15 protein-coding genes are annotated in these 20,839 nt (G+C 70.3%); 10 read left to right on the top strand and 5 right to left on the bottom strand.

Features of this window, described 5'->3' with window-relative positions:
• Positions 1-7 precede the first annotated feature (7 nt).
• The 3 genes from ACLF3G_RS24330 (at position 8) to ACLF3G_RS24320 (ending at position 3,419) form a co-directional block, all read left to right on the top strand.
• The gene (locus ACLF3G_RS24330; protein WP_430671988.1) at positions 8-1,675 is read left to right on the top strand and encodes an FAD-dependent oxidoreductase; all 1,668 of its coding nucleotides are present in this window, start codon (positions 8-10) and stop codon (positions 1,673-1,675) included.
• Between the two features lie 164 nt (positions 1,676-1,839).
• Positions 1,840-2,745 carry a transglycosylase SLT domain-containing protein gene (locus ACLF3G_RS24325; protein WP_430671987.1) on the top strand — a complete coding sequence of 302 codons (906 nt, stop codon included), beginning with the start codon at positions 1,840-1,842 and terminating at the stop codon, positions 2,743-2,745.
• A 62-nt stretch (positions 2,746-2,807) separates the two neighbouring features.
• Positions 2,808-3,419, top strand: a complete 612-nt coding sequence (locus ACLF3G_RS24320) for a hypothetical protein (protein ID WP_430671986.1) — start codon at positions 2,808-2,810, stop codon at positions 3,417-3,419.
• A 4-nt stretch (positions 3,420-3,423) separates the two neighbouring features.
• Here the strand turns inward: ACLF3G_RS24320 and ACLF3G_RS24315 are convergent, their stop codons facing one another.
• Positions 3,424-5,727: a penicillin acylase family protein gene (locus ACLF3G_RS24315; RefSeq protein ID WP_430671985.1), complete on the bottom strand. Its 2,304-nt coding sequence runs from the start codon at positions 5,725-5,727 to the stop codon at positions 3,424-3,426.
• Positions 5,728-5,780: 53 nt separating this feature from the next.
• Here ACLF3G_RS24315 and ACLF3G_RS24310 point away from each other — a divergent pair, with 53 nt between their 5' ends.
• Entirely contained in the window at positions 5,781-6,500 is a 720-nt protein-coding gene (locus ACLF3G_RS24310) for a GntR family transcriptional regulator (protein ID WP_430671984.1), read from the top strand.
• Positions 6,497-8,662, top strand: coding sequence for an alpha-ketoacid dehydrogenase subunit alpha/beta (locus ACLF3G_RS24305; RefSeq protein WP_430671983.1), 2,166 nt, complete (start codon positions 6,497-6,499; stop codon positions 8,660-8,662). Before ACLF3G_RS24310 ends, ACLF3G_RS24305 begins: the two co-directional genes overlap by 4 nt.
• Here the strand turns inward: ACLF3G_RS24305 and ACLF3G_RS24300 are convergent.
• A complete protein-coding gene (locus ACLF3G_RS24300; RefSeq protein ID WP_430671982.1) occupies positions 8,659-10,158 on the bottom strand; it encodes an ABC transporter substrate-binding protein in 1,500 nt (499 codons plus the stop codon). The two genes, ACLF3G_RS24305 and ACLF3G_RS24300, sit on opposite strands and share 4 nt — an antisense overlap.
• Before the next feature lie 91 nt (positions 10,159-10,249).
• Here ACLF3G_RS24300 and ACLF3G_RS24295 point away from each other — a divergent pair, with 91 nt between their 5' ends.
• Entirely contained in the window at positions 10,250-11,494 is a 1,245-nt protein-coding gene (locus ACLF3G_RS24295) for an aminotransferase class III-fold pyridoxal phosphate-dependent enzyme (protein WP_430671981.1), read from the top strand.
• On the opposite strand, the gene ACLF3G_RS24290 is transcribed toward ACLF3G_RS24295, so the two are convergent.
• Positions 11,491-12,924, bottom strand: coding sequence for an amidase (locus ACLF3G_RS24290; protein WP_430671980.1), 1,434 nt, complete (start codon positions 12,922-12,924; stop codon positions 11,491-11,493). The two genes, ACLF3G_RS24295 and ACLF3G_RS24290, sit on opposite strands and share 4 nt — an antisense overlap.
• 82 nt (positions 12,925-13,006) lie before the next feature.
• Here ACLF3G_RS24290 and ACLF3G_RS24285 point away from each other — a divergent pair, with 82 nt between their 5' ends.
• The 3 genes from ACLF3G_RS24285 (at position 13,007) to ACLF3G_RS24275 (ending at position 16,557) form a co-directional block, all read left to right on the top strand.
• Entirely contained in the window at positions 13,007-14,581 is a 1,575-nt protein-coding gene (locus tag ACLF3G_RS24285; protein ID WP_430671979.1) for an ABC transporter substrate-binding protein, read from the top strand.
• Positions 14,582-14,644: 63 nt separating this feature from the next.
• On the top strand, positions 14,645-15,385 hold the full coding sequence (locus ACLF3G_RS24280; protein WP_430671978.1) for an SDR family NAD(P)-dependent oxidoreductase: 741 nt from the start codon (positions 14,645-14,647) through the stop codon (positions 15,383-15,385).
• The gene (locus tag ACLF3G_RS24275) at positions 15,382-16,557 is read left to right on the top strand and encodes an acyl-CoA dehydrogenase family protein (RefSeq protein ID WP_430671977.1); all 1,176 of its coding nucleotides are present in this window, start codon (positions 15,382-15,384) and stop codon (positions 16,555-16,557) included. Before ACLF3G_RS24280 ends, ACLF3G_RS24275 begins: the two co-directional genes overlap by 4 nt.
• On the opposite strand, the gene gcl is transcribed toward ACLF3G_RS24275, so the two are convergent.
• Positions 16,554-18,392, bottom strand: coding sequence for a glyoxylate carboligase (gene gcl / locus ACLF3G_RS24270; RefSeq protein WP_430671976.1), 1,839 nt, complete (start codon positions 18,390-18,392; stop codon positions 16,554-16,556). The genes ACLF3G_RS24275 and gcl overlap by 4 nt on opposite strands.
• Before the next feature lie 182 nt (positions 18,393-18,574).
• Between gcl and bhcR the strand changes: the two genes are divergently transcribed.
• Positions 18,575-19,405 (top strand): HTH-type transcriptional regulator BhcR, encoded by an 831-nt coding sequence (bhcR, locus tag ACLF3G_RS24265; protein ID WP_430671975.1) that lies wholly within the window; start codon positions 18,575-18,577, stop codon positions 19,403-19,405.
• Between the two features lie 242 nt (positions 19,406-19,647).
• On the opposite strand, the gene ACLF3G_RS24260 is transcribed toward bhcR, so the two are convergent.
• Entirely contained in the window at positions 19,648-20,751 is a 1,104-nt protein-coding gene (locus tag ACLF3G_RS24260; RefSeq protein ID WP_430671974.1) for an LLM class flavin-dependent oxidoreductase, read from the bottom strand.
• Positions 20,752-20,839 lie beyond the last annotated feature (88 nt).

The raw sequence follows: 20,839 nt of genomic DNA, 5'->3' as shown, positions 1-20,839 counted from the left end.
GCCTGCCATGTCCATCGATCTCGCCGCCCCGCCACCGCGCGCCGTGCTGCATCCGCGCCCGGAGCAGACCTTCCCGACCCTGACGGCCGCGGAGATCGATCGGCTGCGCCGCTTCGGGGCGTTGCGGCATTATGCTGAAGGGGAATTCCTGTTCGAGGCCGGCAAGCCGGGACCGGGCATGTTCGTCGTGCTGTCCGGCCAGGTCGTCATCACGCAGCGCGACGGGCTCGGCCATGTCACGCCGGTGGTGGAACAGGGGCCGGGGCATTTCCTGGCGGAGGTCGGGCAATTGTCCGGCAACCCGGCGTTGGTCGATGGCGTGGCGGAAGGCGCGGTCGAGGTGCTGCTGATTCCGCCGGAGGGGCTGCGCGCCGCGCTGGTGGCGGAGGCGGAACTCGGCGAGCGGATCATGCGGGCGCTGATCCTGCGCCGCGTCAGCTTGATCCGCAGCGGCGCTGGCGGCCCGACCCTGATCGCGCGCAGCGGGTCGCTCGACCTGGTGCGGCTTCAGGGGTTCCTGGCCCGCAACGGCTGGCCGCACCAGTTGCTGACGCCGGACTCGGATGCGGGCGTCATCGAGATCGTGGCGCGCTACGCGCCTGCGGAGGCCGACTGGCCGCTGGTCGTCTGCCCGGATGGCTCGGTGCTGCGCAATCCGGAGGAGACGGAGTTGGCCCGCTGCCTCGGCATGCTGCGCGCCCCGGCGCGGCCGGATGCCTATGACGTGGCGGTGGTCGGCGCCGGTCCGGCGGGGCTGGCGGCGGCGGTGTATGCGGCCTCGGAGGGCCTGTCGGTGGTGGTGCTGGACCAGCGCGCCTATGGCGGCCAGGCCGGGGCCAGCGCGCGGATCGAGAACTACTTCGGCTTCCCGACCGGCATCTCGGGCCACGCCCTGACCTCCCGCGCCTTCGTGCAGGCGCAGAAATTCGGCGTGGAGATGATGATTCCGGCGGAGGCCGCAGGGCTGTCTCCGCGTTCGGCGGACGGCAGCTACGCCATCGAGCTTGCAGGAGGCGAGGCAATCCGGGCCCGCACCGTCGTCATCGCCAGCGGTGCGCGCTACCGGCGGCCATCAATTCCGCGACTGGCGGAGTTCGAGGGGCGCGGCGTCTGGTACTGGGCCTCTCCGGTCGAGGCGAAGCTGTGCGCCGGGGACGAGGTGGTGCTGGTCGGCGGCGGCAATTCGGCTGGGCAGGCGGCGGTGTATCTCTCGGCGCATGCGGCGAAGGTGCGGATGCTGGTGCGGGGCACGGGGCTGGCCGCCAGCATGTCCCGCTACCTGATCGACCGCATCGAAGCCGCCGGCAACATCGAGTTGCTGTGCGAGACCGAGATCGTGGAACTGGGTGGTGTCGCGCAGTCCGGGCTGGAGTCGGTGGTCTGGCAGAACCGGCGGACGGGCGAGCCGACGCGCGCAGAGGTCCGGCACGTCTTCCTGTTCGTCGGCGCGGACCCGGCGACGAGCTGGCTGCAAGGGTCCGGCATCGCGCTGGACCGCGCGGGCTTCGTGACCACCGGTGCTGGGACCACGGGCGGCGGCACGCTGGCAACCAGCCTGCCCGGCGTATTCGCGATCGGCGATGTCCGCTCCGGCTCCGTCAAGCGGGTCGGCGGGGCGATCGGCGAGGGGGCGGGCGTGGTGCCGCTGCTGCATGCGACGCTCGCGCCTGCGTAACTGACCCGGTTGCCCTCACACTGCATCGTGCGCTCCGCCACCAAACCGACGACCCGCTTCCGGGGTTAAGCCGCTTGACAGGCGCGTCGCGCGCCTTGCGGCAAAGTTCGTTGAGCGGGGAGGTTGGCGTGCAGTTGAGGAGACGACCGGCCCCAGGGCCGCGGATGCGGGCCGGCCTGGCGCTCGGGATCGCCGCCTTGCTGCCGTTCAGCCTGGCAGGTGGGCTACTGGCGCTGTCGCAGCCGGCACCCGTCCCGCAGGTGGCGCATGCTCAGGCCCCCGCACCCGAGGTCGCGCCGATGGCGGTGTCGACCCAGCCTCCTGCTGCACCGCCTGTCGCGATGGCCGCGGCGCCCGAACCCGTGCCCTATCCGCCGCCGCCCGCGCCGGAAGTCGGGCCGAGCGCTGACCTTCCGGCGCCGCCTGCCGAGATCGTCCGCGCCCTGTTCCAGGCGTCGCGCGCCACGGGGGCCGACCCGGCGCTGCTGCTGGCGCTGGCCTGGCGGGAAAGCAGCTTCGACCGCAAGGCCGAGAACCGCCAATCGACCGCGCTCGGACTGATGCAGTTCACCGAGGACACTTGGCTGGAGACGGTGCGGGATTTCGGGCCGCAGCACGGGCTGGCAGCACAGGCTCGCGCCATCGTCACGGATCGGCAGACCGGCCGGATTTCGGTGCGGGACGAGCGCAGCCGGCGCTACCTGCTGGCGCTGCGCACCAATGCGCGGCTCTCGGCGGTGCTGGCGGCGGCACGGCTGGTGGCGGAGGCGCCGGCGCTGGAGGCGGCGCTGGGACGGCCGCTGACGCCGGTGGACCTGTACGCGGTGCATTTCCTCGGGCGGACGGGCGCGCGTCGCTTCCTGGCCGAGATGGATCGGGCGCCAGGGCAGGCGGTGGTGCGGGTGGTCAGCGCGGATGGGCTGGCGCGCAACCGCAACGTCTTCATCGGGCCGGATGGCGCCAGCCGCCGCCTGGGCGATGTGCACGCGACCTTCGCGATGGCGATCCAGGACCAGCGCGCGCTGCATGGCCGCCTGTTCGCCAATGCCGGCGGCACTTCCGCCGGCTGACCGTTGCCCGCGTGAACCGCCACGCGCAGACTGTCCGCATCACACGACGAGGGATGGAACGGATGGCTGAGCCCCTGGTGTTTTCCGGGACGGTGGAATGGTCCGGCGAGAATCCGGGCATTTCGCTTAAGCAGGACCCGGACGGTCCCTTCATCACCCTGGCCTCCTTCTTCCGCGTGGTGCTGTCGCCGCTTGGGCGAGGCCACGCGCTGGTGCTGCTGCAATCGCCGCAGGAGGCCGCGCCGCCGCCGGAGCGCGCCAATGTCTGCCTGACGGACAATGAGCCGCTCGCGCGCTGGCTGATCTCCGACTACGTCGCGCATTTCGGCGCCTGGCGCGGGCTGCCCGGGTTGCAGGGCCTCCAGTACCGCAAGCTCGACAGCGTCGAGACCGATGGCGACGCCATCTCCCGCTATGGCGAGACGGTGCGGGCGGGCGACATGACCGTGGCGCTGGACTGGTCCGGCCTCGGCGCACCGTTCTGCTTCGCCTTCGGCCCGGCGCAGTCGGCGACCGGAAAGCACCACATGCCGAGCCTGTTCGTCGGCTGCGAGACGGCGACTGTCACCGTGAACGGAAAGCGGCTGCCGGGCGCGCCCATACCGCGGGAGGTTGCTGGGCAGCGGATCAGCACCGCGATGCTGGCATTTTCGGAAACCTGGATCCGCGCCTGAACGCTCACCCGGGCCGCAGCGCCTGGGTCCAGAGCGCCTCGGCCGCGACCCGGTCCCAGGCATAGGTCATCGGCACCATCGCGGTGCCGGCCCAGACGGCGTGCTGGTCCGCATAGTGCGGGCTGCCGGGGTGGCCGGAGGCGCCGTGGAAGACCGACCAGCGGCTGTTCTCCCAGGCGCCGACATCGAAGGCGTAGCGGGACAGCGCGCCGTAGCTGGCCGCATTGCCGCCAGCGGCGAAGAAGCCGGTGGCCAGAACCGTGTCCATGTCACCGCCGATCGGCAGCGCCGGCGGGTCCAGCAATCGCGCCCAGTCCGGGAATTGCGGCGAGAGCGGATGCGCGAGGGTGGGCCGGTGCACCTCGCCCCACGGGCGCGTCGGTGCAGGGGCGGCGTGGTGCAGTGCCTGCTGCATCGCCTCCGCCCAGTCGATACCGCCCAGCAGGCTGGCATCCTCCGCCCGCAACAGTGCCGGCAGCATCCACCAGAGCTGGTTGGCGGGCGGCACGCCGGGGGAGACCGCCAGCAGCTTGTCTCCGGCCAGCGCGCCAAGGCCGCTGCGCGAGCCCAGTATGGCGGTCAGGGCGCGGCGGAAGGTGACGTAGGCGGCCGGTGCGGCAGCGCCCGGCTCCATCCGGCCATCCCACGCCAGCAGTTGCGCCTGCAGGGCCGCGGCGGCCGGGTCGGCGGGTGCGGGCAGGCGGGCCAGGTGGTCGCGGATCAGCAGCGCGTTTTCGGACAGGGTGTCGCCGTGCAGGCTGGCAGCACCCTCCACGCTGCGGGCCTCCGGTGCTGCGCGCAGCCGGGCCAGGATGCGGCGGGCGCGGTAGGGCGGGTGGCAATCGGTGCAGAGGTAGTCCGGCCCGTCATCGGGTGCGACGCGGTTGTTGGCGGTGACGATCAGGCCCTCCGGCGGGTCCATCACGCGCGGCATCTCCTCATGCGAGATCATGCCCTGCCAGTCATGCGCCGCGATCCAGCCGGGCACCGGCAGCCAGCCATTCTCGCGCGGGCGGCGTGGCACCAGGGCGCGGATCTGGTGTCCGATGTGGCCCTCGGTGTCGCCGGCGACCAGATTGTGGTCGATCAGGCCCCAGCCGCGCGTCGCCTCGAACAGGGCATCCACGTCGGGCGCGGCCAGCATGCGCGGCAGGCAGTCGAAGGACAGGTCCGTCTCGGCGAACTGCACGGATTTTAGGGCGAGCGCGGTGCCGGTAGCGGGGTCGCCGACGATGACCGGGCCGTGGCCGGTTTCCACCACCTCGAAGTCGCGCGAAGCGCCGCCGCGGATGGCAATGCTCTCCCGTCGCCGCTGCACCGGCGCCCAGCCATCGGGCGCGCGGGTGTGGGTGGCGTCGGCGTCGAAGCGTTCGACATACAAATCGTGGATGTCGACGAAGGCGTGGGTGACGCAGTAGGCGACCTGGCCGTTATGCGCGAAATGCGGAAAACCGGGCACGCCCGGCACGGTCAGGCCGATGACGTCGAAATCCGCGCAGGCCACGTGCCCCTGGGCGTACATGTTCGGCATCTCGAACACCCGGTGCGGGTCGCCGGCCACCACCGGGCGGCCGCTGGCGGATTGCGCCGGGGCGACGGCCCAGTTGTTGCTGCCGCCGCCGGTGGCATCGACCGATTCGCTGCCCAGCAAGGCCAGGATGGCCGGGCGTAGCGCCGCAAGGTCAGCGGCCGCCCGCAGCGCCTCCGCGCCCGGCGGCACCAGCACCAGGTCCTGGCCGCCATCGTCGTAGCGCAGCTTCGAGAGGTTCTCCGCGCCGACCACCGGCAGGGCGGCGGCGCGCCACAGCTTGAACCAGACGGAGCCCATCAGCAGGCCGAGGCGGCGCATCACCGCGATGGCGTGCCAGCCCTCCCAGCGTTCCGGCACGGCGTCGAGCAGGGTGTACTCGATCGGGTTCGGCGCACCCGAGTCGAGGAAGGCGTTGATGCCGGCGGCATAGGCTTCCAGCATGTCCCGCGCGGCCTGGCCGATTGCGGCAAAGTCCCGCCGGCTGGCCGCTTCCACGCCGAGTCGCCGGGCCAGGATGTCACCCTCCGCCGCAGGTGCGCCCAGCCACTCGGCGGCGCGGCCGAGCGCGCGGCGGCGGTTCAGCTCCATCTGGAACAGCCGGTCCTGGGCATGGACGAAGCCCTGGGCGCGGAAGGCGTCCGTGGCGGCTCCCTCCGCGCGGATGTGCGGGATGCCCCAGCGGTCGCGCAGCACGGTGACGGGCGCGGCGAGGCCGGGCAGGGGCAGCGTGCCGTCGAGCCGGGGCAGGGCGGCACGCAGCGCATCGGCATCGGGCATTGGCGGGGTCTCCGGTGTTGCGGTCGACTGGATATATCAAATACCTTGGGGCGATGAGCGCAAGCGTCCCCTCCGAGATCGGCACCCTGTCCCCCATCGGCCGCGAAAATCTGACCGGGCGGGTCTATGCCGAGATGCGGGCCGCGCTGATGGAAGGCCGGATGCAGCCTGGCCAGCGCCTGAAGATCCGCGAACTGGCGTTGCAGCTCGGCGTGTCCGAGACCCCGGTGCGGGAGGCGGTGATGCAGCTGGTGCGGGAACGCGCGCTGCGCATGGAACAGGCCAAGGCCATCACCGTCGCCGGGCTGACCCTGGCGCAGTACCAGGAGTTGCGCCTGGTGCGCTCGGCGCTGGAGGGCCTGGCGGCGGAGGCGGCGGCGGACCGCATGGCGCCCGCCGAGATCCGGGACCTGGAGCGCGCCCATGCCGAGCTGGTGCGGGCCGAAGCAGCGGGCGAGGCGGCGCTCGCGATCCGCGCCAATTGGCGCTTCCACCACGGGCTTTATCGCGCCGCGGCGATGCCGGAACTGCTGGCGGTGATCGAGGGCATCTGGCTGCGCAACGGCCCGATGCTGAACTACCTGTATCCGCATGCGCGCCCGACCTACCCCGGCCGGCACCGCCACCTGGATATCCTCGATGGCCTGCGGGCACGCGATGCGGCTGCGACGCGGGCAGCGGTGCAGGCGGATATGGTCGAAGGCGGCGAAGGCCTGCTGCGCCATCTGCGCGAGCTGGAACGCACGGCGCCCGGCAAAATGAGGACCGCATGAAGCAGCAGGCACTTTCCACCGTCACGCCATGGTTCCGGCTGGAGGTCGAGGACGCGGATTGGGCGGCGGAGGACCCAGCCGATTTGGCGCGCTGGATGGAACAGCTTCTGCTGATCCGGCGCTTCGAGGAGAAGATCCTCGACCTGCACGGCGCCGGGCTGATCCACGGGCCGGCACATGCCTCGATCGGGCAGGAGGCCGGGGCAGTCGGCGCGCTGTCGGTGCTCGGCACCGCGGACAAGATCAACGGCACGCACCGCGCGCATCACCAGATCCTGGCCAAGCTGCTGAATGCCGCCACGGCGGAGGGCTACGATCCGCGTCGGGACGAGGTGCCGCAGGCGGCGCGCGACCAGGTGCGGCGGACGATGGCGGAGATCATGGGTCTGGCGCAGGGCTTCAACGGTGGCCGCGGCGGGTCCATGCACATGCGGATCGCGGAAGCCGGCGTGGTGGGATCCTCCGCCATCATCGGCGGCAACGTGCCGCATGCGGTGGGCTACGGCCTGGCCGACAAGGTGCTGGGGCGGGACGACGTCTCCGTGGCGTTCTTCGGCGACGGCACGCTGATGGCGGGGCAGACGCTCGAGGCGATCAATCTGGCGGCGCTGTACCGGCTGCCGGTGGTGTTCTTCCTGGAGAACAACTTCTACGCCGTCTCCACCCATGTCGAGGACCAGACACGGGAGACGCGGCTGACGACGCGCGGCGCGATGCTCGGCGTGCCGTCGGTGGAATGCGACGGGATGGACCTGCTGGCGGTGCGGCGCGCGATGCAGTGGGCGCGGCGGACCATCGCCGAGACCGGCGGGCCGGTCTTCGTCGAGGCGATCTGCTACCGCTTCCTGCACCAGTCGGGGCCCCTGCTCGGCAGCCAGTTCGGCTACCGCGACAAGGCGGAGGAAGAGGCCTGGCGCGCCCGTGACCCGCTGGCGACGCTGCCGCCGATCCTGGAACGGCTGGGCGTGCTGAACGCGGCCGGGATGGCGGCGCTGGAGGCGCGGGTGCGGCAGGTCGTGGAGGACGCGGCGGCGGCATTGGTCGAGACCGCGCCCGGCGCCAATGCGCAGCAGCTTCGCCCAGGCCTGCTGCCGCGGGTGGAGGAGATCGACCACGGGATCCGCGGCGACCTGTCCGAGTTGCGCGGCCTGACGGTGCGGGAAGCACCGTCCATGTCGGCGGCGGCGACGGCGCCGAAAAAATATATCGAGGCGATCGCGGATTGCCTGCTGCACAACATGGAACGCGACAAGCGCATCGTGCTGATCGGGGAGGACATCCACCGGCTGCGCGGCGGCGTCTCCGGTTCGTCGAAGGGCGTGATGGAGAAGTTCCCGGAACGCGTCTTCGCCACGCCGATCTGCGAGAACGGTTTTACGGGCATGGCGCTCGGCGCGGCGCTGTGCGGCTTGCGGCCGGTGGTGGACATCATGTTCGGCGACTTCACCATCGTCGCCGCCGACCAGATGTTCAACGGCATCGGCAAGTTCGCGCACATGTTCGGCGGCGGCTTCGGCATTCCGCTTGTGGTGCGGGCGCGGGTTTCACCTGCGGCGGGCTATGGTTCGCAGCATTCGATGGACCCGTCGGGGCTGTTCGCGGCCTATCCGGGTTGGCGCATCCTGCATCCCTCGACGCCGCACGACTATGTCGGCCTGATGAACGCGGCGCTGGCCTGCGAGGACCCCGTGCTGATGATCGAGCACCAGGGACTGTTCCAGACCAGCGGCCAGGTGCCGGTTGACCTCGACTACATCGTGCCCTTCGGCCGCGCGCGCCTGGTGCGGCCAGGGCGCGCCTGCACCGTGCTGACCTATGGAGTCATGGTGGCGGAATCCGAGGCGGCAGTGGCCAGCACCGGTATCGACGCCGAGATCATCGACCTGCGCTGTCTGGACCTGGAAGGCATGGACTGGCCCATGATCGAGGCCAGCATCCAACGCACCAACCGCGTGCTCATCGCGGAACAGACCGCGCATGGCACGGCGCATGGCGCGCGCTGGGTGGATGAGATCCAGGCGCGCTGCTTCGACTGGCTGGATGCGGAGATCGTCCGGATCAGCGGCAGTCGCGCTGCCCCGGTCGTCTCCCGCCCGTTGAACGAGGCGGCGCTGGCCGGGGCCGCGAAGGTCGCGGAGGGCCTGCGCCGCCTGATGCGTTAGTTGGCGGCGCGCAGACCCTGCACGCGGATCAGCCCATCCGGCACCAGTCGCAGGCCGCTGATGGCCGCTGTGGTGCCGAAGAAGCTCGCGGGGTGCCAGAGGTAGATGTAGGGCCGGTCGCGCAGCAGAACCTGCATCGCCTCGCCATAGGCGGCGAGGCGCGCGGCGGGGTCGACGCTGGTGCGACCGAAGCGCAGCGCGGCGTCGGCGGCCTCGCTGCAGTACTTGCCGCCGTTCAGCGTCTGGCCGCAGGCGTTGAAGCCCCACAGATTGCCGTCGATGTCGGTGCGGCCGGACCAGGCGATGATCAGCATCTCGAAGTCGCCGGCGGTCCAGTTGCGCAGCAGCGTCGCCACCTCGATCACCTGGATCTCCAGCGTGATGCCCGCTTCGGCGGCCATCGCCTGCACCACCTCCGCCGCCTGGATGTATTCGGTGGTGTTGGGGACGGAGAACTTGATGCGCACGCGCTCCTGCCCGACCTCCCGCAGCAGGGCACGGGCGCGGGCAAGGTCGCGGCCGGGGACGGGCAGGGCGGCGATGTGGTGCGGATGGCCTGGTGGCGTGGACTGGTTGCCAGGGCGGTAAAGGCCTTCGAAGGCGACGCGGTTCAGGATCTCGCGGTCGATGGACAGTTCCAGCGCCTCCCGCACCCGCGGGTCCTGGCCGAGTGGGTTCTGCGCGCCGTTGCCGTTGGCGACGTTGATGGCGAGGTAGACGGAGGCGAGCGACGGACCCTCCAGCAGCTTCACGCGGCTGTCGCGGCGCAGGGTCGAGACGTCCGAGGGATTCACGCGCTCGATCACGTCGAGCGTGCCGGATCGCAGGTTGGCGGCGCGGACGGTGGTGTCGGGAATCGGGCGATAGACAACGCGGTCGAAATACAGCGTGCCGGAATTCCAGTAGCCGGGAAAACGGTCCAGCTCGATGCGGTCCTGCGGCACGCGGCGGGTCAGTCGGTAGGGGCCGGCGCAGGCCGGCTGCGCCTGGAAATCGGCGCCCAGAACAGTCGCCTGGCGCGGCGAGACCAGCATCCCGGCGCGGTCCGACAGCGCGGCGAGCAGCGGCGCGAAGGGTTCGGACAGGCGGATGCGGACCTGCATCGGGCCGGCGACCTCCACCGCCGTCACCGGGCCAAGTTCGCCGCGGCGGGTGGAGCCCTGGGCGTTGATGTGGCGGTTCAGGCCGGCGACGGCGGCCTCCGCATCCAGCGCGGCGCCGTCATGGAAGGTGACGCCCGGCCGCAGGGTCAGCAGCAGCGCGCGGCCATCTTCTTCCCACGCCCAGGCGGTGGCGAGCTGCGGCACCAGCGCGCCCTTCTCATCCACCTCGATCAGCTTGTCGCACATCGCCATGAAGACCTGCCGGGCCGCGACGCTGCGGGACAGCGTCGGGTCCAGCACATCGGGGTCGGAGGCGATGCCGATGCGCAGGGTCTGCGCGCCGGCAGGCAGCGCCAGGGTGAGGGACAGGGCGGCGGCGAGGAATGGTCGCATGTCGTCTTCTCCGGGTGTCCAACCGCATCCTGACCTGTTTTGTCCCGCTGTCACCATATGATATATCGCAGGTAGCCCAAGGGAGCGCCCGATGCCCGAATCCCCGAACACCGTCATCCACCTCGACCCCGACGCGATGCTGCGGGGGCGCGCGCGGCGGGTCATCCCCGGCGGGCTGTGGGGGCATTTAAATGCCGCAAGGCTGCCGGAGGGCTACCCGCAGTACTACGCCCGCGCCGAAGGCTGCCGGCTGTGGGACGTGAACGGGCGGGAGGTCGTGGACTTCATGTCCTCCTGGGGGCCCATCGTGCTGGGCCACCACCACCCAGCGGTGGAACAGGCGGCGCGGCGGCAGGCCGACCTCGGCGACTGCATGAACGGCCCGGCGCCGGTGCTGGTGGAACTGGCGGAGCGGCTGGTCGGGCTGATCGCCCACGCCGATTGGTGCCTGCTCGCGAAGAACGGCACCGATGCCACCACCGCCTGCGTCACTATCGCCCGTGCCGCCACCGGCCGCCGCAAGGTGCTGGTGGCGCGCGGGTCGTACCATGGCGCGGTGCCGTGGTGCTCGCCGTCGCTCGCCGGGGTGACGGCGGAGGACCGGGCGCATCTCGTCTCCTACGACTACAACGACATCGCCTCGGTCGAGGCGGCAGTGGCGGAGGCCAAGGGGGACATGGCGGCCATCCTGGTCACCGCCTTCCGGCACGACATGGCCTTGCCGCTGGAACTGCCCGACCCGGCCTTCGCCCAGGCCCTGCGGACCATCTGCGACCAGCAGGGCGCGGCGCTGGTGGTGGACGATGTGCGCGCCGGCTTCCGGCTGCACATGGCCGGGTCGTGGGAGACGGTGGGCGTGCGGCCGGACCTGTCCGCATGGAGCAAGGCCATCGCGAACGGCCATCCGCTGGCCGCCGTGACCGGCGCGGAATGGCTGCGCCAAGCCGCGACGCAGGTCTTCACCACCGGGTCCTTCTGGTGCGGTGCGGTGCCGATGGCGGCGGCGCTGGCGACGCTGGGCGAACTGGAACGGATCGATGGTCCCGCCACCATGGCGGCGATGGGCCAGCGGCTGCGGGACGGCCTGGACGCGCTGGCCGCGCGGCACGGCGTGCCGATCCGCCAGAGCGGGCCGCCGCAGATGCCGCTGGTGCTGTTCGAAGGCGATGCCGGCTTCCGGCTTGGCGATGCCTTCTGTTCCGCGGCGCTGGCGGCGGGCGCCTATTTCCACCCGCGCCACAACATGTTCCTGAACTGCGCCCATACGGAGGCCGACATCGACCGCGGATTACAGGCGGCCGATGCGGGCTTCGCGGCGGTTGCCCGCTTAGGCTAAACCCCCGGCGGCCGGTGCTGCGCCCAGGGGCGGTCCTGTTCCAGGATGGCGCCGAGGCGCAGCAGCGACATGTCGGCGCCCCACGGCCCGACCAGTTGCACGCCCGTCGGCAGCCCGTCCTTGGCGAAGCCGGAGGGGATGGTCAGCGCCGGATGGCCGGTCAGGTTGAAGGGGTACATGGCGCTGGTCCAGCCCTGGCGGGTGATGCCGCAGGCCTCGCCCTCGATCTCGATCTGGCCATCGGCGGCGTCGAAATCCGCCGGCAGGGCCGTGCGCGTCAGGGTCGGCGTCACCAGGATGTCGAAGCGCCCGAACAGGTCCTGGATGGCGCGGAACAGCCGGGTGCGGGCGAACTGCGCCTGGCGGAACTGCGTCAGGCTGAAGCCGGAGCCGCGTTCCATGAAGGCCAGCAGCACCGGGTCCATCTGGTTGTGCCACTGCGCCAGATGCGGCGTGCAGGCGACGAAGAAGCCGGCCTGGTACATCACGCGGCCCTCGAACTCGATCCAGTCGATCGCGTCCGTCACCTCCTCCACATGCGCGCCGCGCACGGCGAGGGCGTCGAGGGAAGCAAGGGTGTTGGCCTCCACCTCCGCCTGGACCTTGGGGTTGCAGCAGCGCGCGATGTAGCCGACGCGCAGGCCGTGCAGGTCGTTGCCGATCAGGCCAGGCGGGACGGGGGCCAGGCCCGGGCCGCGCAGGCTCTGGGCGTCGCGGTCGCTGGGGCCGGCGATGACGGACAGCATCACCGCGGCGTCGTTGACCGTGCGGGTCATCGGGCCGGCATAGACGTTGTTCGCGAAAGTGTCGGCGGAGGTCTCCCACGGCACGGTGCCGAGCGTCGCCTTCAGCCCGACGATGCCGCAGGCGGCGGCCGGAATGCGGACGGAGCCCGCGCCATCCGTGCCGAGGCCGAGCGGCCCCAGCCCCGCCGCCACCGCCGCGGCACCGCCGCCGGAGGAGCCGCCGGTGGTGCGCGACAGATCCCAGGGGTTGCGCGTGGTGCCGAAGCTGGGGCCGTCCGTGATGCCCTTGTGGCCGAATTCCGGCATCGTGGTCTTGCCGACCAGGATGCCGCCCGCCGCCTTCAGCCGCGCCGCCGTGGCATCGTCCCGCGTCGGCACGTTGGTGGCGAAGATCGCGGAGCCATGCGTGGTCAGCACATCCGCGGTATCGACCTGGTCCTTGATGTGGACAGGCACGCCATGCAGTGGGCCGAGCGCGCCCCCGTCCATCACCGCCTGTTCGGCACGGCGCGCCGCGGCCATGGCATCCTCCGCCAGCACGGTGACGAAGCAGTTCAGGCGCGGCTGTTCGCGTGCGACGCCGTCCAGCACCGCCCGCGTCAGCTCCACCGGCGACAGGGCGCGGCGGCGGATCAGCGCGGCGGCGCGGGTGGCGGGCATGAAGCGGAGCTCGGTGTCATCCATCGCGGCGTTTCCTCTCTTGCGCAGGAGCCTCGGCACGGCTCATGCTGGCATAGGATATATCGAACGGCGAGGGAGCCAACCCATGTCCTCAACCCTGATCGGCCGCCGCGGCGTTCTGGCTGCCGGCTCTGTGCTCGCCGCCAGCGGCATCATCCGGCCGCCCGGCGCGCGGGCCGCGACGCAGCTGAACCTGGTGCTGGAGTCGGAGGTCGTGATCCTCGACCCCTACATGACCACGGCCGCCATCACCCGGACCTTCGGCTTTCACATCTTCGACACGCTGTTCGCCATGGACGGCCAGGGCCGCATCCAGCCGCAGATGGTGGAGGGCTACACGACCTCCGCCGACCGGCTGACGTGGAGTTTCACCCTCAGGCCTGGGATGAAGTTCCATGACGGGCAGGCGGTGACCTCGGCGGACGTCGTGGCTTCGCTGAACCGCTGGATGCCGAAGGATGCGCTGGGTCGCATGCTGCGGGAGGCGCATGCCAGCCTGACGGCGAAGGGCGCGCTGGGCTTCGAACTGGTGCTGAAGAAGCCGTTCCCGCTGGTGCTGGACGTGCTCGGCAAGCCAAATGCGCCGGTGCCCTTCATCCTGCCGGAGCGTATTGCACGCACGCCGGGCGATGCGCGCATCACGGAGATCATCGGCTCCGGCCCGTTCCGCTTCCGCCCGGACCAGTACCGGCCCGGCAACTACATGGTGCTGGAGAAGTTCGCCGACTACGTGCCGCGCAGCGAAGCGCCGGACTTCCTTTCCGGTGGCAAGGTGGTGAAGGTGGACAGCCTTTCGCTGCGCGTGATGCCGGACCAGGCGACGGGTGCAACCGCGCTGCTGGCGAACGAGATCGACTACCAGCAATACGTGCCCTTCGACTGGATCCCGCGCCTGGAACGCTCGCGCGACATCAGGCTGCTGTCGCTCGGTGGGCTGCACCAGTTCCAGGGCAATTTCCGCCTCAACCATGCGGCGCCGCCCTTCGATGACCCCGCCGTGCGGCGCGTGCTGTGGAAGCTGGTGGACCAGAACACGGTGCTACAGGCGATCGGCGTGCCGCAGCGCTTCCGCGCGCCGCAATGCACCTCCTTCTGGATGTGCGATGCCCCCTACAGCACTGATGCGGGGGCGGAGGGTGCGAAGTTCTCCATCACGGAAGCAAAGGCGGAACTGGCCAAGACCAGCTATCGCGGCCAGCCGGTGCAGTTCCTGCAGGTTGCGGGCTCCATCTCCCAGACCGCGGCACAGGTGCTGGTGCAGAACATGAAGGAGGCCGGCTTCACCGTCGACGAGCAGCAGATGGATTGGGGCACCGTCCTGGCGCGCCGTGCGCGGCGGGACGGCTGGAGCATGTTCGCCGTGTATTCCAACGGCGTCGACATGCTGACACCCCTGACGCATTTCTACGTCGCCAACACCTGCGCCGACTATCCCGGATGGTCCTGCGACGAGCGCATCCCGCGCCTGACGCAGGATTTCGCCAATGCCGAGACGCCGGCGGAACGCCAGCGCCTGACGGCGGAAATCCAGCGCCTGGCCTATGAGCTGACGCCGAGCGTGATGTGGGGCCAGTTCACCATCCCGGCGGCCTATCGCACCTCTCTGAAGGGGCTGATGGAATCCTCGTTCCCGATCTTCTGGAACGTCGAGAGGGCCTGAGCCGGCCGCCTTGCCTGCCCCGGCCCCGCACCCTAGCTTCCGGGCGGCGTCGGGGAGGATGATGTGCAGGAACTCGGGCAGGTAGCCGGCAAGCGCGCGCTGGTCACGGGCGCATCCTCCGGCCTCGGCGCGCATTTCGGCGAGCTTCTGGCCTCGCGCGGGGCGGAGGTGGTGCTGGCGGCGCGGCGGCTGGCGGCGCTGGAGGAAGTTGCCGCACGCATCCGGGCGGCGGGCGGCACCTGCACGACCCTGCAACTGGACATGATGGCGCTGGATACGGCGCAGGTTGAGGGCGGCTTCGACATCCTGGTGAACAACGCCGGCATCGTGCGCGAAGCTTCGGCGCTCGACCTCGACGAGGCGGCCTGGGATGCGGTGGTGGATACCAATCTCAAGGGCATGTTCTTCCTGGCGCAGGCGGTGGCGCGCGGGATGCGGGAGAGGGGCGGCGGGACGATCGTCAACATCGCCTCCATCCTCGGGCTGCGGCAGGCGGGCGGGGTGCTGCCCTATGCGGTGTCGAAGGCGGGCGTCATCCAGATGACGAAGTCGCTGGCACTGGAATGGGCGCGGCACGGCATCCGCGTGAACGCCATCGCACCCGGCTACATCGAGACGGATCTGAACCGCGAGTTCTGGCAATCGGCAGGGGGGCTGGCGATGATCAAGCGCATTCCGCAGCGGCGGCTCGGGCAGCTTGCGGATCTCGACGGGCCGCTGCTGCTGCTGGCCTCCGACGCATCCCGCTACATGACGGGCGCGACGCTGGTGGTGGATGGCGGGCATCTGGTGTCCAGCCTGTGACGACGCCCCGCGCCGTGGAGATTGCCACTCGAATCGAGGCCTTCGTGCGCGATGTGGTGTTCCCGTATGAACGCGATTCGCGCTGCGGACCGCATGGGCCGAGTGAGGAACTGGTGCGCGAACTGCGCGCGAAGGCGCGCGCGGCCGGGCTGCTGACGCCGCACATCCTGCCGGGGGGGCTCCACCTGACGCAGGTGGAAACCGCGACGGTGTTGAAGAAATCGGGCCTCTCGCCGCTCGGGCCTGTCGCGGTGAACACCGCGGCGCCGGATGAGGGCAACATGTTCCTGCTCGGCCGCATCGCAACGCCGGAGCAGAAACGGCGCTTCCTGGAGCCGCTGGTGGCCGGTGCGCGATCCGCCTTCTTCATGACGGAACCGGCGGCGGAAGGCGGCGCGGGGTCCGATCCTTCCATGCTGAAGACCACCGCCGTGCGCAACAACAGCGGCTGGGTCGTAAACGGCCGCAAGGCTTTCATCACGGGAGCACAGGGCGCCGAAGTCGGCATCGTCATGGCGCGCAGCACGCCGGAGGGCGCGCGCGTCGGCGCGACCATGTTCCTGGTGGATCTGCCGCATCCGGCGATCCGGATCGAGCGCATCCTCGACACCATCGACAGCTCCATGCCCGGAGGCCACGCCATCGTCGCCATCGAGGACCTGCGGCTGGAGGACAGCCAGGTGCTGGGTGAGGTGGATGAGGGCTTTCGCTACGCGCAGATCCGGCTGGCCCCGGCGCGGCTTTCGCACTGCATGCGCTGGCATGGTGCGGCGACGCGGGCGCAGGAGATCGCGGTGGACTACGCCGTGAAGCGCGAGGCCTTCGGCAAGAAGCTGATCGACCATGAGGGCGTCGGCTTCATGCTGGCCGAGAACGTCATCGAGTTGCAGCAGGCCTCGCTGATGATCGACTGGTGCGCCGGCGTGCTGGACAGCGGTGCGCCGGGCACGGCGGAAAGCTCCATCGCCAAGGTCGCGGTTTCCGAGGCGCTGTACCGTATCGCCGACCGCTGCGTGCAGGTGCTGGGCGGCACCGGGGTTTCCGGCGATACCGTGGTGGAGCAGGTGCTGCGGGAGACGCGCGCCTTCCGCATCTATGACGGGCCGACCGAAGTGCACAAATGGTCGATCGCCAAGGGCATCAAGCGCGCGGCACTGGCGGGGCGCGCTTAAGCGGGCTCCTTCACCTCCGTCAGGTTTTCCTGCAGCAGGCCGGCGCCGGTCGGCGTCCAGCCATTCTCCGGCGTCAGCAGCGGGTCGAGGCAGAGGATCTCCTCGAACTCGTTCACCGCGTCGATCTCGGTACCCATCGCGATGTTCGTCACCTTCTCCAGGATGAATTCAAGCACCACCGGCACCTGGTGTTCCTCCATCAGCGCATGGGCGCGGGCGAAGGCGTCCTTGAACTCGTTGGGTGACCTCACACGGATCGCCTTGCAGCCAAGGCCCTCCGCCACCGCCACATGGTCGACGCCATAGCCGGGCACGGCGTCCGGGTCGTCCACCGCGTTGATGTTCTCGAACGCCAGCGAGACCTCGAAATCCATCTGGAAGCCACGCTGCGCCTGGCGGATCAGGCCGAGGTAGCTGTTGTTCACCACCACATGCAGGTAGGGCAGCTTGTGCTGCGCGCCGGCGGCGAGTTCCTCGATCAGGAACTGGAAGTCGTAGTCGCCGGAAAGTGCCACGATGCGCCGCGCCGGGTCCGCCGCGCGTACGCCGAGGGCCGCGGGCAGCGTCCAGCCGAGCGGGCCGGCCTGGCCGCAGTTGATCCAGTTGCGCGGCTCATACACCCGCAGCATCTGCGCGCCCATGATCTGCGAATTGCCGATGGTGGTGACGAAGCAGGTGTCGCGACCGGCCTGTTCCAGCATCTCCTCGAACACGCGCTGTGGCTTCAGCGGCACGTCGTCGAAATGCGTCCGGCGCAGCATGGTGCGCTTGCGATGCGCGCATTGCGCGGCCCAGGCGGTGCGGTCGCGCAGCGTGCCGGCGGCACGCATTTCCTCCGCCACCTGCACGAACAGCGAAAGCGCGGCGCGGGCGTCGGAGACGATGCCGAGGTCGGGGCCGAAGACACGGCCGATCTGCGTCGGCTCGATGTCCACATGCACGAAGCGGCGGCCGGCGGTGTATTTCTCGATGCTGCCGGTGTGGCGGTTGGCCCAGCGGTTGCCGATGCCCAGCACGAAGTCGGATTGCAGGAAGGTGGCGTTGCCGTAGCGGTGGCTGGTCTGCAGCCCGACCATGCCGGCCATCAGCGGATGGTCGTCCGGGATGCTGCCCCAGCCCATCAGCGTCGGGATCACCGGGATGCCGGTGATCTCGGCGAAGCGCACCAGCTCCGCGCAGGCATCGGCGTTGATGATGCCGCCGCCGGCGACGATCAGCGGGCGCTCCGCCGATTGCAGCATGGCGATCGCCTTCTCCACCTGGCGGCGGCTTGCGGCGGGCTTGTAGGCGGGCAGGGGCTCGTAGCTGTCGATGTCGAACTCGATCTCGCCAAGCTGGACATCCACAGGCAGGTCGACCAGCACCGGGCCGGGGCGGCCACTGCGCATCAGGTGAAAGGCCTGCTGCAGCACCTGGGGCACCAGCGCAGGCTCACGCACCGTCACCGCCCACTTCGTCACGGGCTTGGCGATGGATTCGATGTCGACCGCCTGGAAATCCTCCTTGTGCAGCTTGGCGCGCGGCGCCTGGCCGGTGATGCACAGGATCGGCAGGCTGTCGGCCTGCGCGGTGTAGAGGCCGGTGATCATGTCCGTGCCGGCGGGGCCGGATGTTCCGATGCAGACGCCGATGTTGCCCGGCTTCGCGCGGGTGTAGCCATCCGCCATGTGGGAGGCACCTTCGACGTGGCGCGCCAGGATGTGGCGTATGGAACCGCGCGACCGCATCGCGGAATAGAAGGGGTTGATCGCGGCACCGGGCACGCCGAAGGCGCAGCTCACGCCCTCCCGCTCCAGCACCAGCACCGCCGCATCCACTGCCCGTATCCGTGCCATGATCGTTGTTCCGTTCTTCCTGGACGCGGCAGCAATGACGGCTTCAGCAGGATATTTCAATTTTTTCGAAAGTGTTTTCCGGAATCTGATCGGATAAGACAAGTCCCTGCGTTTGCGAGGTTTTTTGTTTTCCACCGGGCGTATGAGGTCCAGACTGGAAAAAACTTCCGGAGGATCGTGCCGTGGCCGCAGTGAAATCCCGCCGTCGCGGACGGCCGCGGCTGGCGCCCGCGGAAGCGGATGAGGCGCCGCTGCAATCGCTGGACCGCGCCATTGCGCTGCTGGCGGCGCTGGCGCAGTCCGATGGCGTCACGCTGACCGAACTGGCGTCGCGCGCCGGCCTGCCGATGTCGACCGCCTTCCGCATCCTCGGCACGCTGCAACGCCGCGGCCTCGCCGAATGTGACGCGGGGACCCAGTCGTGGTCCGTGGGTGTGGAGACCTTCCGCATCGGCAGCGCCTTCCTGCGCCGCCGCAAGCTGGTGGACCGGGCGCGGGACGCGATGCAGGGGCTGGTGGCGCAATGCGGCGAGACGGCGAACCTGGCGGTGGCGGAGGAGGATGGCGTGGTCTTCGTCAGTCAGGTCGAGACGCATGAGACGATCCGCGCCTTCTTCCGGCCCGGCACGCGCGCGCTGTTCCATGCCAGCGGCATCGGCAAGGCCATCCTGGCGCATCGCACGCCGGCGCAGGTGGCGGCGAGCCTGAAGCGCGGTGGGCTGCCGCGCTTCACCGAACACACGCTGGTCGCGCTGCCGGCGCTGCTCACGGACCTGGTGCAGGTGCGCCAGCGCGGCTACGCGATTGATGACGAGGAGCGCAACCTGGGCATGCGCTGCGTCGGCGCCGCCATCTTCAACGAGTTCGGCGAGGCCATCGCGGGCCTCTCGGTCTCCGGCCCCTCCGTCCGCATCACGCCGGAGGCGCTGCCCCGCTTTGGGCCGCTGGTGCGCCAAGCCGCCGACGTGGTGACGCACGCCATTGCCGGGCGGCAGCCGGGAACGGTGGCCTGAGGCTGCCGTCCTCCCGCAGGTTCAGCGCGGCGCGTGTCCCGACTGATCCCCCGCGTGATCTCCGCCCAACGGATCAACGGGCCCGCCGCCTGGCTGCGATCGACACCCTGGCTCGTTGCCGTGGACGCCATTTCACGCCGGGCAGCAGCGGTGCCGGGTCGCGCCTTGGTTTTGGTTCGAGCAGCGCGAGGTACTCCTCGGGCGTCTCGTCCTTCGGCCTGTAGCGACGCAGCCGAGGCAGGCTATCGGGAGGTGGCCGCGACGTGCTGGCGGAAGCGCGGCATCACCTCCTCCGCCAGGCGATGCATCGTCTCCTGCTCCCACGCCCGGTTGGGGCCGCTCCAGTCGAGGCCGGCCATCAGCACGTGGTCGAACGGCCCCGCGCGCTCCCGCAGCGCCACCAGCCGGTCGAGCACCGTCCGCGCCGAGCCGGCGATGACGCAATCCGCGATGATCGCCTCCAGCGTCACCGCCTCGTCGGGCGTCTCGGCGCGCGGCTTCAGGGTCGTCAGCATGCCGGCGCGTCGGGCCAGGATCGACAGGTAGTGGAAATAGTACCGGTTGGCGGAGGCGGCATCGAAGATGCGATCCTGCGCTTCGGCATCGGTGTCGGCGATGCAGAAATTGCGGGCGATCCGCCACTCGGCGCCCGCCACCTCGCGGCCCTTGGCAGCCAGCGCCGTGCGCAGCGTATGCCCATGCCCCTCCAGGATGCGTTCCGCGACGAAGTTCGCGGAGACCACGCCCCAGCCACGCTCGGCTGCCATGCGGACGCCGAAGCTGTCGGCGCTGCGCGCGGTGATCGCGATTGGCGGGTGGGGCCGGCTGAACGGCTTCGGCATGGCACCGATGCCGAATTCCGGGATCACCGCCTGGCTGATCCGGGCGGACCAGGTCGGACCCTCGATGGCGTAGGGCGGGTCCTGGCGCCAGATCTCCAGGATGATGTCGATCGCCTCCAGCATGCGCCTGCCGCGCTGCATCGCATCGGTGTTGCCGAACAATTCCCAGTCGGACGGCAGGCCGCCCGGGCCGATCCCCAGGATCAGGCGGCCTTCGGTCATGTGGTCGAACTGCGCCACCTCGGCGGCGACCATGGCCGGGTGGTGGTTCGGCAGGTTGATCACGCCGGTGGCGAAGGTCAGCCGCGTCCGCGGCGCCAGCGTGGCCATGAACATCAGCGGTGATGCGATCGGCTCCGAGGTCGCTGAGAAATGCTCGCCGACCCAGAGTTCCTCGAAGCCGAGCCGGTCGGCGAGCAGGGATTTCTCCGTGTCCTCGGCCAGCGTCTCGTGCATCGGCCGCTCGGGTGGATGCAGCGGCATCATGAACAGGCCGAGGCGCATCGTGTGTTCCTTGTGCTGTCTGCGGCGCCGCTACAGGCTGAGTCGGCCGATCGCGCCACCCATCGCCGACCATCGGGACCGACAGGTC

It is taken from the genome of Falsiroseomonas sp. HC035 (assembly GCF_050563525.1).
GTDB lineage: Bacteria > Pseudomonadota > Alphaproteobacteria > Acetobacterales > Acetobacteraceae > Falsiroseomonas.
This window is presented reverse-complemented; position numbering and strand designations above follow the sequence as displayed.

Coding starts and splice junctions, on each gene's coding strand:
- ACLF3G_RS24330 (WP_430671988.1), top strand. CDS start 8: ATGTCCATCGATCTCGCCGCCCCGCCACCGCGCGCCGTGCTGCATCCG.
- ACLF3G_RS24325 (WP_430671987.1), top strand. CDS start 1,840: ATGCGGGCCGGCCTGGCGCTCGGGATCGCCGCCTTGCTGCCGTTCAGC.
- ACLF3G_RS24320 (WP_430671986.1), top strand. CDS start 2,808: ATGGCTGAGCCCCTGGTGTTTTCCGGGACGGTGGAATGGTCCGGCGAG.
- ACLF3G_RS24315 (WP_430671985.1), bottom strand. CDS start 5,727: ATGCCCGATGCCGATGCGCTGCGTGCCGCCCTGCCCCGGCTCGACGGC.
- ACLF3G_RS24310 (WP_430671984.1), top strand. CDS start 5,781: ATGAGCGCAAGCGTCCCCTCCGAGATCGGCACCCTGTCCCCCATCGGC.
- ACLF3G_RS24305 (WP_430671983.1), top strand. CDS start 6,497: ATGAAGCAGCAGGCACTTTCCACCGTCACGCCATGGTTCCGGCTGGAG.
- ACLF3G_RS24300 (WP_430671982.1), bottom strand. CDS start 10,158: ATGCGACCATTCCTCGCCGCCGCCCTGTCCCTCACCCTGGCGCTGCCT.
- ACLF3G_RS24295 (WP_430671981.1), top strand. CDS start 10,250: ATGCCCGAATCCCCGAACACCGTCATCCACCTCGACCCCGACGCGATG.
- ACLF3G_RS24290 (WP_430671980.1), bottom strand. CDS start 12,924: ATGGATGACACCGAGCTCCGCTTCATGCCCGCCACCCGCGCCGCCGCG.
- ACLF3G_RS24285 (WP_430671979.1), top strand. CDS start 13,007: ATGTCCTCAACCCTGATCGGCCGCCGCGGCGTTCTGGCTGCCGGCTCT.
- gcl (WP_430671976.1), bottom strand. CDS start 18,392: ATGGCACGGATACGGGCAGTGGATGCGGCGGTGCTGGTGCTGGAGCGG.
- ACLF3G_RS24260 (WP_430671974.1), bottom strand. CDS start 20,751: ATGCGCCTCGGCCTGTTCATGATGCCGCTGCATCCACCCGAGCGGCCG.